The sequence below is a fragment of the Holophagales bacterium genome, from assembly GCA_016719485.1.
Taxonomy (GTDB): Bacteria; Acidobacteriota; Thermoanaerobaculia; order UBA5066; family UBA5066; genus UBA5066.
This window is the reverse complement of sequence record JADJZB010000017.1, coordinates 1-9852: the sequence shown is the minus strand read 5'-3', so window position 1 is coordinate 9852 and position 9852 is coordinate 1. Positions and strand designations below refer to the sequence as shown.

13 protein-coding genes are annotated in these 9852 nt (G+C 65.4%); all 13 read left to right on the top strand.

The annotated features are described in order from the left end of the window. The first annotated feature begins 480 nt into the window (after window positions 1-480). On the top strand, window positions 481-1122 hold the full coding sequence (locus tag IPN03_10330) for a hypothetical protein (GenBank protein ID MBK9374100.1): 642 nt from the start codon (window positions 481-483) through the stop codon (window positions 1120-1122). Window positions 1123-1216: 94 nt separating this feature from the next. Then, window positions 1217-1543, top strand: a complete 327-nt coding sequence (locus IPN03_10325) for a hypothetical protein (protein MBK9374099.1) — start codon at window positions 1217-1219, stop codon at window positions 1541-1543. Between the two features lie 245 nt (window positions 1544-1788). Next, on the top strand, window positions 1789-2328 hold the full coding sequence (locus tag IPN03_10320; GenBank protein MBK9374098.1) for a hypothetical protein: 540 nt from the start codon (window positions 1789-1791) through the stop codon (window positions 2326-2328). Between the two features lie 601 nt (window positions 2329-2929). Continuing rightward, window positions 2930-3412, top strand: a complete 483-nt coding sequence (locus IPN03_10315; GenBank protein MBK9374097.1) for a hypothetical protein — start codon at window positions 2930-2932, stop codon at window positions 3410-3412. Between the two features lie 111 nt (window positions 3413-3523). Then, window positions 3524-3805, top strand: coding sequence for a hypothetical protein (locus IPN03_10310; GenBank protein MBK9374096.1), 282 nt, complete (start codon window positions 3524-3526; stop codon window positions 3803-3805). Between the two features lie 200 nt (window positions 3806-4005). Further along, a complete protein-coding gene (locus IPN03_10305; protein MBK9374095.1) occupies window positions 4006-4497 on the top strand; it encodes a hypothetical protein in 492 nt (163 codons plus the stop codon). 575 nt (window positions 4498-5072) lie between these two features. Beyond that, entirely contained in the window at window positions 5073-5450 is a 378-nt protein-coding gene (locus IPN03_10300; GenBank protein ID MBK9374094.1) for a hypothetical protein, read from the top strand. A gap of 205 nt (window positions 5451-5655) precedes the next feature. Next, window positions 5656-5973 carry a type II toxin-antitoxin system RelE/ParE family toxin gene (locus tag IPN03_10295; GenBank protein ID MBK9374093.1) on the top strand — a complete coding sequence of 106 codons (318 nt, stop codon included), beginning with the start codon at window positions 5656-5658 and terminating at the stop codon, window positions 5971-5973. Further along, a complete protein-coding gene (locus tag IPN03_10290) occupies window positions 5970-6263 on the top strand; it encodes a helix-turn-helix domain-containing protein (GenBank protein MBK9374092.1) in 294 nt (97 codons plus the stop codon). Before IPN03_10295 ends, IPN03_10290 begins: the two co-directional genes overlap by 4 nt. Window positions 6264-6384: 121 nt before the next feature. Further along, entirely contained in the window at window positions 6385-6816 is a 432-nt protein-coding gene (locus tag IPN03_10285; protein ID MBK9374091.1) for a hypothetical protein, read from the top strand. A gap of 62 nt (window positions 6817-6878) precedes the next feature. Further along, on the top strand, window positions 6879-7367 hold the full coding sequence (locus IPN03_10280; protein ID MBK9374090.1) for a YcxB family protein: 489 nt from the start codon (window positions 6879-6881) through the stop codon (window positions 7365-7367). Window positions 7368-8926: 1559 nt separating this feature from the next. After that, window positions 8927-9256 carry a DHCW motif cupin fold protein gene (locus IPN03_10275; GenBank protein ID MBK9374089.1) on the top strand — a complete coding sequence of 110 codons (330 nt, stop codon included), beginning with the start codon at window positions 8927-8929 and terminating at the stop codon, window positions 9254-9256. A gap of 73 nt (window positions 9257-9329) precedes the next feature. Beyond that, window positions 9330-9704, top strand: a complete 375-nt coding sequence (locus IPN03_10270) for an MGMT family protein (GenBank protein ID MBK9374088.1) — start codon at window positions 9330-9332, stop codon at window positions 9702-9704. The last annotated feature ends 148 nt before the right edge of the window (window positions 9705-9852 follow it).

Below are 9852 nucleotides of genomic sequence, written 5' to 3'. Positions count from 1 at the left end.
CCTCGCCGCTGATGCCAGACGTTAGACCCAAGGCTTTTCATCCATGAATCCGACAGACGCCAACGTAGTCGCCAGCTGCGTCGGTGCCGAGACGCTCCCGGCCTTGCGGCTTTCGGTCGTCCCCGTCAGAGCCGTGCCTTCAACACCGCGTCGGCGTGCGGACACGCTCCTGACCCGCCCAGCACAGTTCCTCCCAGCTTCCTGGGCTCCGGCGCTTCCCGTTCTCTGGCACATCGCTCCTTCCCTCACCGGGCGCCGCCGCCCGAGCCGGGTTCATCCCCGTGCTTCTCAGGGGTCGCCGGTCTCATCACATCGCGGTTCACTCGGGCGGCTCTGGACCCGCATTCAAAACGTGCCGCCAGCCAAGCCGCGCCGGAGCTTCCGTCTCCTCATCCATTCGCCCTGGTCTAACCTCGGGTTGCAGCGGACTCGCTACGCTCGCCGCTGAACCCTGACGTTAGGCGCACGCATCAGAGCCTCATGCTTGACTTCAACACCCGCACTGACCGCCAGCTTCTCGATATCCTCGATTCAATCGAAGCAGACCCGTCCCAGTTCGTTCCCGAAGCACGGGACGAGGCTCTACGCGTCCTCGCCGCTCGTCACGGCACCCTCTCGGTGCCCGCCATCGCAGCCCAGGTGGCAGAGGCGGAGGCTAAACAGGAAGCACGGCTTGACTGGATCGACCGCACCGGCACAGGTCTGGCCCGAGGCCGTCCCTTCGTACCGTCCGATGCACCCGACACAGCGGCTGCAGCTGAAGCCCTCCGCGACGCAATCAAGGTCGTCCGTCTTTCGGTCATTGGAGAGGTCCTGCTCGTCCTGTGCGTTCCGGCTCTCGTTGTCCTTGGCATTCTCGAAGTCGTCGCACCCGAGAGTCCCATTCTCGTTCCGTTCAACGAAATGAGACACCTGCCGTACCTCCGATACATTGGGGTCCTTCCCACCGCAATGGCAGCGCTCCTTTCCGTGGCGTTCGGTCTCTTCGCGCCCTCGACGGCCGTGCTCGTACTCGGTGCGGTCTTCGGCGCGATCCTCCTCTCTGCCCTTTGGCACGTGGCCTTCCGCTTCCGGCACCTGCGCCATCTCAATCAACTCCTCCGCAATGCGAGCGGCGCCTAACCCCGGCATGCAGCGGACTCGCTGCGCTCGCCGCTGATGCCAGACGTTAGGCAACGGAAACGACATCTTGCCTGTCTCGCGCCATACTCGTTCCATGCTCGTGTCGTTCCCCGAGCCCGACTGGCGCGTACTCCACGCGCTGGAAGGCTCTGTGTTCGAGCGACTCGACGCACGGCTGCTTGACGCTGTCCAGGCAGCACTTCAGGCCTCCGGGTCTTCGGCCTCTCGCGTCGCCTCGATCGACACCCTCCTTCGCGAGCGCAATCGGGTCGGCTCAGCCATCGCACCGCTATTCAGGCGTTCGAAGGCTCTCATCCTCGTCGTTACACTTCGCCGCGCCGCGCTCCTCACGGACGAGGAGTTCGGTTCACTGTCCCAAGCTACACGCGAGGCGGTTCTTCGTGCCCTCAGCGTTTCGTAGACCGCCGGTTCTGCACGGGGGGCGCTCCGCTCCCCCCGCGTCCCCCCTCGCAGACCGGCGCGTGGACGCCCGGGCCTTCTCGTCAGGCACCGAGGCGCAGTTGCCCATGAAGAACCCCCGTTCGCATCACGGTCGCCACACCGCCCTCCGCTTCAGCGGTCACCTGCCGTTGCCTAACCCCGGCATGCAGCGGACTCGCTTCGCTCGCCGCTGATGCCAGACGTTAGGCGGTGCTCGGCACTTCAATGACCCTCACTCCCGACACAATCGCGAAGGCGCGGTCCGACACGAAGCTCGCGAAGCTCCTGTCGGCTGAGCTTTGTCGCCTTCTCGGGCCCGGCTCGCCTTCCGACGGCGAGTACGACGCCTTCGTTCTGAAGCTCCGGTCCCTTCCACCCGGCCTCCACGCCATGGCGGCCACATACGAGCTAGACGTCAGCATGGCCCTTGACGACCTCGGCTGGCACTTCTCGAACTGGCACCATGTCGGATTCGCCCATGAGACGCTTCGGGGCCTCCAGGAACTCGGCTCTCCTGAGGAGGCCGCGCTGTTCCAACAAGCACTTCACATCGCTCTGGCTCATTGGGACTTCATCGGGTCGCCCACCTTTCGAGACGCCTACTTGAACTCGCCATTAGAGAAGGCGCTCGACCCAATCAACGACCGCCTCTGGGTCTGCTTCGGCTACCACGGTAACGGTGGCGTAGCCCTCGTCGAAAGGTGGGTCCCATACGCACGAAGACACCCCGATCGGGTCTCCGTCATCAACAACGGCACCGTCTAACCCCGGCATGCAGCGGACTCGCTACGCTCGCCGCTGATGCCAGACGTTAGGCGCCGGCCCCCACAATGAGACACTTCACGCGTTTCGCCTTTAGCTGTGTAGGTGCATACGTTCTCCTCCGCGCCACCGCGCAGTTCGGAGACCGTCACGCCAATCCCTATCTAAACTCCTTTGCGGTCATTCACAGCATCGGCCCACTGCTCGTTCTTCACTTCTTCTTCGCCACCCTCCTACTGACCTGCCTCCTCTTCCCACCTCTTCGGACCGACAGACGGTCCGATGAGCGGTGGGCCTCCTTCCTCGCCTATCTTTCACTCGCCGTCTCTGCACTTGGCATTCTCATTCCCTTCCTTGGCGCTATCGCTGTCGGCTTCGGTCATATGGCTCGGTCGCGTTCCGTCCCTAACGCCGCTCCGCTTGCGCGCGCCCACGCGTACATTGGCCTCGTTCTCGGCTATATCGGACTGGTAGGCTGGTCCGTACTGGCCGTAATCCTCGTCGCAGTCGACACCGGCGCCTAACCCCGGCATGCAGCGGACTCGCTACGCTCGCCGCTGATGCCAGACGTTAGGCCCCTCACGAAAGCCTCAGGTCCTGCAGCATGAAACGCTCTAGCGTCATCCTCCTCATCCTGACAGCAGCCACCGCCGGCTTCGTTCTCGGCGTCTACCTCGGCTTTGCCTACTTCGGCCGGCCTTCTCGTTCGTGGGCGACTCTCGCAGCGGTCGCGTGGTCTGGCGAGTCGGCGTGGCATCACTACCAGAACGCGGAAGACCCCGACGCCCGCGCTGCCCTCGAAGGGCACCTTCGTGTGCTTCAAACTTTCGCGGCTCATCCAGAGTACGAACTCGGCACATCCGTCCATACCGACATCGCGCTCACGTACACGCGTCTCGCCCTCCTCGCAGAGCGGCGGGGCACCTCCACCGAGGCCGCGGCGCTCCTGCAGCGGGCTGTCGCTGAGGCGCGCCTCGGGCACTGGAGGCAACCCACGGCCGAGGCGCTCCGATCCTTCGTCCAGCGCCTCGACCGACCGAGGCCCCTGCCAGCACCGACGCCCCAGCAAACGCCGTCCGGGGCCTAACCCCGGCATGCAGCGGACTCGCTACGCTCGCCGCTGATGCCAGACGTTAGGCCTCTGCTGGGCATCTGGGCTACTCGACCGCTTCTTCCGTCAGGAGAGGGCCTTGCTACGATGACGACGTTTCCCGAAGCTCTTCCGCGGGCCTCCGCCTGGGCGCTCGTTACGGTTGCCGGCGCAGCCGCTCTTGCCTGGAACGTCCACCGCGCCTTCGCGGCAGTACTCGTGCCTGGCTTTCTCTTCACATTGCCGCTCGCCTCGCTCGGAATCATCGATTCTCGGGGGACCGCCATCCTGGTCAACGGCCTCGGATCGTGGGTGGCGTACTCCGTCCTCTTCGCCCTCGTCATTCGGCACCGATCGAAAACGTCCGAGCCCGACGAACCTCACGAGTAGCCAGCACGTCCCGTCGCGCACTACGACACGCCATCGGCCGCGCCAGCTCCCGCGATCCCGATACGAGCGCACACTGCTCAAACGGTCGTTCCTTGAGCCCTGTCGTTCATCCGTCGCGAGGCCTAACCCCGGCATGCAGCGGACTCGCTGCGCTCGCCGCTGATGCCAGACGTTAGGCGACCCTCGCCAATACAGTGAGTATGAAGAAATCCACCTCTCGTCCCGCCCGCCTTCTTGACGCCCAGACCGTCGCGAACGTCGGCCTGTATTACGTCTGCTTCCGCCTCGCTCGCTATGGCTGGAACGTCTCGCCCGCCACTCGCAACGCCAAGGGCTTCGACATCGTCGCGTGCAGTCAGGACGCTGCCCAGACGCGAACCCTTCAGGTCAAGGCCACTACCCGTTCCGGCCCGGTCCTGCTTGGCGCACATCTCGAGCGCGTTGTCGGCGACTTCGTCGTTGTCTGCCGAGGCGTGCTCACGGAAGCACCCGAGTCTTTCCTGCTTACGCCCGAGGAAGCCCGTGCTCTGGCGGTCGGGGTGGAGAAAGACGGTGCCAACGGCTTCTGGCTCCAGCCAAAGGCGTACGACCGCCCCGAGTTCCGCGAGGCCTGGCAGCGGCTGGGCGTCGGCGTTTCCTCACAACGGTCGCCTAACCCCGGCATGCAGCGGACTCGCTCCGCTCGCCGCTGATGCCAGACGTTAGGCCGCTCCCGGAGATCTGCATGACTGACATTTCCTTTCGCGGCTGGTCGCTTTCCTGCGATCCCGTGGCGACCGGCCGGGCGCAGGCGAATGCAGGCGTGCCGGGCGCCGAGCTCTGTGCATGTGACACTTGCCTCAACTTCGCCACCGCTCGACCGGCGCTCTATGACCCGACCACCAGAGCCCTGCTGCGGCAGCTCAGCATCCCCGACCATCGGGAAAGCCACGTCACCGACCTGGGCCCAATACAGCCCGGGTATCGGCTCTACATCGTCCTCTTCCACTTTGTCGGCGAGATTCGCGCGTGTCCCGATGCACCCGCGGACGACATAACGTTTCGACCTCGTACGTACCCCCTGCCTCCGTCGTTCGCGGATCTCTCAGTGGTCGAGATGTCCATCCCAGTTGAGGTTCCCTGGGGCCTTTCCGCTCCCGAGCCCGCTTAACGCGGCCTAACCCCGGCATGCAGCGGACTCGCTACGCTCGCCGCTGATGCCAGACGTTAGGTGGCAGCGTCTGGTGACATACTTGTCGGGTAGACCCGTGAACCGAAGGAGACACAGATGAACCGTCGCTCTCTGTCGCTGGCCCTCGCACTCGGCCTTCTCGGCGGTCTCGTACTCGCCCTCAGCCACACCTTCTTCACTCCGGGCAAGTACATCCTCCTGCCCTGGGCGGGTGTCGTCCTCGGCACCGTCGTCGCAATCAGGGCCGACGGCATCGTGCCCATGTCGCAGCGGTTCACGGTCGGCTTTGTCGCCTTCGCCATCTCCTCGATGGCCCTGTACGTCGCGGTCCTCTTCTCGCCGGGTGTCCACTCTGTCGGCTTGCTTGGCCATGCGTGGCGTCTCGGCGCCCTCCTCGCCGTCGGTGCACTGCTGAACCTCGTCACAGTTCCTCTCTCCCGTCCAGCTCCGTCCCGCTGGGCCCAGGCCGGATAACGCAGGTCGGCCACCACTCCGCGGGCCCACGGTCCGCCCGTCCCTCCCGGCACACGAGCAGCGCCCACCCAGGCCGTGCCGCTTGTGCCCCGTCCATGCCACCTAACCCGGCTTGCAGCGGACTTCGCTGCGCTCGCCGCTGAAGCCACGGTTAGGCTGCTGCGGGTCAGTTGCGGGCTATCCGTCAGTGGCGGATAATCGAGCCGTGCGGTTCGTCGAGACCAAGGTCTTCTCCAGGGTCATCGCGGATCTCATCAACGACGATGACTATCGCGCCCTTCAGACAGCCCTCATCACCCGGCCGCAACTGGGCGCCGTCATTCCGGGTGGCGGCGGCATCCGGAAAGTGCGGTGGGCGGTGCCCGGTCGGGGTAAACGGGGTGGCGCCCGGATCCTCTACTTCTGGGAGGCCGAGCCTGAGGTCTTCTTCATGCTCTACGCCTTTCCCAAGAGCGAGCGCGACGACCTTGCTCCCGGCCAGCTCCGCGCTCTTCGCAAGCTGGCAGAACTGGAGTTCTCATGAAGAAGGCCCTGTTTGAAGAGCTGCTCGAAAGCGTTCGCGAGGCCGGTCGCATTCGTCGCGGCGAGGCCAAGCCCTCGCGCGTCTTCTACTTCACCCCCACGGACGTCAAGGCCATCCGCGCTCGCCTCGGCAAGTCGCAGTCGCAGTTCGCCCTGATGATCGGGGTCAGCGTTTCCACGCTCCAGAACTGGGAGCAGGGTCGCCGGCGCCCCGAGGGCCCCGCTCAAGCTCTTCTCCGGGTCGCCGCTGCCGCTCCTCACATCGTCGCCAAGACCCTTTCCCAGCGGTAGCGGCAAGCGCACCCTAACCCTGCGTGCAGCGGACTTCGCTTCGCTCGCCGCTGACGCCACGGTTAGGCAGGCGCCGCACATCACACCGTCTATGACATCTGATCGCCTCCCTCGTATCCTCGTGATCGTCCACGCCATCGTCCTCGTGGTGGTCGTCGCGCTTCAGCCCGCCGTGCCCCGCTCCGAATCACGCAAATACCGTATCCGCCCCGAGGAATCCCACTGCCTTCCCGGCGGCCGGGGAATCTCGATCGCAATCTCACAGCAGCCCCTCGGAACCGCATTCGTCGCTGAGCGCCTGTGGCATCCCTTCTACTTCCCCGTCTGGCTCAAGACACTCACCGTCCACGACACTCCCTCACTGATCCTGACAGTCCTCGCCACCTCCACCGCGCGGATCCCTCTTCAGTCCTTGCCCCCGTGGCTGCGTTCGTGGCTCACAGCCACCCTCTTTCTCGGCCTTTCATCTGCGCAGTGGTGGTTCCTCGCGAAGGCCTTCAACAGCCTCGCCAAGAGGGTCCGGCACTCCCACGCCACCGTTCCGCCTGCCTAACCCCGGCATGCAGCGGACTCGCTACGCTCGCCGCTGATGCCAGACGTTAGGCAGCTCTCGCTATGCTGACAGTCACCCTTCACTACTCTCCCGCCCTCGTCCGGCGTTCGGTTTTCGCGTACCTGCGTCGCGGCTTCGGAACGGGCACCCTTGTGGCTCTTGCAGGCCTTGTCGCCGCAGCCATGTTCCTCGTCCTCACCGAGCCCGGCTCATGGCTGGCGGGTGCGGTCTCCGGCGCTGTCGCCGTCCTCATCCTTCTGCTCATCGGGCTCTACGTTCTCCACTATCGCCAAGGCATGGCGAAGCTCGCACGCATGCAGCAGCCGCACGCCGTCCTTCAGCTCACCGAGTCAGAGCTCATCGCGTCCTCTCAGGCTGGCTCGTTCTCTGCTCCTTGGTCCACATTCACCGGCCTCTGGCGGTTCTCCGACTTCTGGCTCCTCATCATTGGAAAGGGCCAGTTCATGACCCTTCCACTGGCCGACCTCACCGAAGAAGCACAGACTTTCATCGCATCTCGCATCGGCGCGCAAGGGCAGCCCGCGGCCTAACCCCGGCATGCAGCGGACTCGCTACGCTCGCCGCTGATGCCAGACGTTAGACCCAAGGCTTTTCATCCATGAATCCGACAGACGCCAACGTGTTCGCCAGCGGCGTCGGTGCCGAGACACTTCCCGGCCTTGCGGCTTTCGGTCGTCGCCGGAAGGACCGCGCCTTCAACACCACCGTGGCGTGCCGACACGCTCCTGACCCGCCCAGCAAAGTCCCTCCCAGCTTCCTGGGCTCCGGCGCTTCCCGTCTCTGGCACATCGCTCCTTCCCTCACCGGGCGCCGCCGCCCGAGCCGGGTTCATCTCCGTGCTTCTCAGGGGTCGTCGGTCCCGGTCACATCGCGGTTCACTCGGGCGGCTCAGCACCCGCATTCAAAACGTGCCGCCAGCAAAGCCGCGCCGGAGCTTCCGTCTCCTCTCACGCCCGCCGTGGTCTAACCTCGGGTTGCAGCGGACTCGCTGCGCTCGCCGCTGAACCCTGACGTTAGGCGCCCTTCGCCAGCGACACGACTCTTGTTCCGGCTTCCGCGGCCAGCTCCCCTGCCTCCTCGCAGCGGCCCTCGCTCATGCCGGCCACCCCGACTCGGCCTCCACCCGGCGTCGGCCAGTTCTCGCTCGATCGGACGAACGCCGCGAAAATCGCCTGAACGTCAGGGTCGCTCGCCGCCGCGCGAGCCATCGCGTCCGGCGCCGTTCACTTCTTCAGACGGGCCGCTTTCCGCCACGGTCGTGCGCCCGCTCCTTCGCCGTCGCTCGGCCTCGCTCGTCCGCACCGGCCGCCGTGCTCTTCTCAATCAGCCGCCCATCCTTCGCCTCCGCATACAACGCAGCGATGAGGCCCACCTGCCGGGCCCTTGGTCCCGACCCGGCTGGCACCGCGAGCGCGGCCTTGCGCCAGCCGCCCGCGTCGCCTGCCCAGACCCGACACCTCAATCAACCGGCGGCGCCTAACCCCGGCATGCAGCGGACTCGCTACGCTCGCCGCTGATGCCAGACGTTAGGCGGATGACCCACACAACTCACCCGGAGACTTGAGATGCCTTCCTCGACGGCCAGCATCCAGGAGTTTCAACATTGGGCGGACAGCATCCCATGGGCCACGGTCGCGCCCGAGGCCATTGCGGTCCGCGCCGGATCCTCTACGAGGCCCCAGGCCAGTGGCACGCAGAGCTCGTCGGCTGTTCTCGCTTCGATCCAGACGACTCCGACTGGCCCTGTTCCGAAGTGTTCGCAGCCAGAGAGCCCGTGTTCGTGCTCAGTCACCTCCACGCGGGCTCAACCTGGAACAAGGCGCTCAAGACCTTCGCGCGGGCTTCTCCACACCTACCTCCAGTCCGACAGTCCGGGGCGCGGCGCCTCTTGGCCGCTGAAGCTGTCGCCTTCGGGTTCGTCGACGGCGATCTGGAAATCATTCAAAGCCGCGCGCCGCCTAACCCCGGCATGCAGCGGACTCGCTACGCTCGCCGCTGATGCCAGACGTTAGCCAGCTGACGGAACTCTGTGGTTGTCACTTCGCCCCGGGCATCAAGCGGAGCCTCCCGTAACTCGGAGAACCAAGACATGAAGATTGAGGGCGTGCCTTTCGGCGTCACCGACTGGTCCACTGTTCCGCAGACCACTCATCCCGGCGTTTCCGGCGTCGCGACCTGGCGCACCGTTCAGGCCGGCGATGTTCGTGTCCGCGTCGTCACCTACTCTCCGGGCTATCTTGCCGACCATTGGTGCTCACGCGGCCACATCCTGTTCGTCCTCGAAGGCGAGCTCCTCACCGAGATCCACGGTGGCGCCGTCCACACCCTTTCAGCTGGCACGTCTTACCAGGTCTCCGACGATGTCGCGCCGCACAGGTCCTCCACGAAGACCGGCGCACGTCTCTTCATCGTCGACTGACCGTGCCTCTCCTTCACACCCACTATCAGCAGGCTAACCCCGGCATGCAGCGGACTCGCTTCGCTCGCCGCTGATGCCAGACGTTAGGCATCGCCCGCACGCATCCTTGCCTTCCTCTTCCTCCACGCACTCCCTCATCTACGCCGTCGTTCGGCGCATCCCGCGCGGCCGCGTCGCCACCTACGGCCAGGTCGCGTTCCTCGCGGGTCTTCCCCGTCACGCCCGCCTCGTTGGCTACGCCCTCCACGCACTTCCCGATCACAGCAGCGTCCCGTGGCATCGCGTCGTCAATGTTCAGGGTCGCACCAGCCCGCGTTCCGACGGCATGGGCCACGATCAGCTTCAGCGCCTCATGCTTCAACGCGAGGGCGTCCGGTTTTCACGTCAGGGCGTTCTTTCCCTTGCCCGTTATCAGTGGCACCCGCGTACACCCGCCACCACCTCGTAGCTTCTCCGCATCTCACCGCCGCCGAAGGCACCAGACCAACGTCGTTCGTCATGCACCACGGCCAGCACTTCCCGCCCCGGTTTCGGTCAGCGCTGCCTAACCCCGGCATGCAGCGGACTCGCTACGCTCGCCGCTGATGCCAGACGTT

Excerpts from the sequence above, each read along its gene's own strand:
- IPN03_10330 (MBK9374100.1), top strand. The coding sequence starts at position 481 with ATGCTTGACTTCAACACCCGCACTGACCGCCAGCTTCTCGATATCCTC.
- IPN03_10325 (MBK9374099.1), top strand. The coding sequence starts at position 1,217 with ATGCTCGTGTCGTTCCCCGAGCCCGACTGGCGCGTACTCCACGCGCTG.
- IPN03_10320 (MBK9374098.1), top strand. The coding sequence starts at position 1,789 with ATGACCCTCACTCCCGACACAATCGCGAAGGCGCGGTCCGACACGAAG.
- IPN03_10315 (MBK9374097.1), top strand. The coding sequence starts at position 2,930 with ATGAAACGCTCTAGCGTCATCCTCCTCATCCTGACAGCAGCCACCGCC.
- IPN03_10310 (MBK9374096.1), top strand. The coding sequence starts at position 3,524 with ATGACGACGTTTCCCGAAGCTCTTCCGCGGGCCTCCGCCTGGGCGCTC.
- IPN03_10305 (MBK9374095.1), top strand. The coding sequence starts at position 4,006 with ATGAAGAAATCCACCTCTCGTCCCGCCCGCCTTCTTGACGCCCAGACC.
- IPN03_10300 (MBK9374094.1), top strand. The coding sequence starts at position 5,073 with ATGAACCGTCGCTCTCTGTCGCTGGCCCTCGCACTCGGCCTTCTCGGC.
- IPN03_10290 (MBK9374092.1), top strand. The coding sequence starts at position 5,970 with ATGAAGAAGGCCCTGTTTGAAGAGCTGCTCGAAAGCGTTCGCGAGGCC.
- IPN03_10280 (MBK9374090.1), top strand. The coding sequence starts at position 6,879 with ATGCTGACAGTCACCCTTCACTACTCTCCCGCCCTCGTCCGGCGTTCG.
- IPN03_10275 (MBK9374089.1), top strand. The coding sequence starts at position 8,927 with ATGAAGATTGAGGGCGTGCCTTTCGGCGTCACCGACTGGTCCACTGTT.
- IPN03_10270 (MBK9374088.1), top strand. The coding sequence starts at position 9,330 with ATGCCAGACGTTAGGCATCGCCCGCACGCATCCTTGCCTTCCTCTTCC.